This is a genomic window from Rhodanobacter fulvus Jip2 (assembly GCF_000264315.1).
Taxonomy (GTDB): domain Bacteria; phylum Pseudomonadota; class Gammaproteobacteria; order Xanthomonadales; family Rhodanobacteraceae; genus Rhodanobacter; species Rhodanobacter fulvus.
The window spans coordinates 1-530 of the sequence record NZ_AJXU01000120.1; the positions used below are offsets into that span (position 1 = coordinate 1).

The 530-nt window shown below is 36.4% G+C and carries 1 protein-coding gene; it reads left to right on the forward strand.

The genetic code is table 11. The features are described from left to right. On the forward strand, nt 1-530 hold a 530-nt coding region (locus UU9_RS17755), incomplete at both ends, for a recombinase family protein (RefSeq protein ID WP_193385320.1).

Sequence of the window (530 nt, forward strand, 5' to 3'; positions counted from 1 at the left end):
ACCAGGAAGGCTACAAAACACAGACAGGTAGACCGTTTGGTAAGAATAGTATTCATGACATACTCAAAAACGAGAAATATAGAGGGGTTTACATTTTTAATCGTACTGAACGGAAAATTAATGGAAAAAGGAATCATCACAAAAGTAAAAGTGAGGATGAAATCATCAGGATTGAAGGTGGTATGCCACGAATAATATCTGATGAAATATGGGAGGCGGTGCAAAGACGTATGGAAAAGAATAAGAAGGGGGCAAATTCAGCAAAAGAAATATATCTTTTATCTGGATTAATTTTCTGCGGTAAATGCGGTGGTGCCATGACCGGCACAAGGAAATATGCTGGCAGAAATAAAGATCTGTATGTCAGTTATGAATGTTCTACCCGTAAAAGAACGAAAACTTGCGACATGAAAGCAATTAATAAAAATTATGTGGAAAATATTGTTATAGAGCACCTTGAGAAAAATGTATTCTCGCCAGAGGCTATAGAACGACTTGTTGCAAAAATATTTGAATATGCTGCTTCACAG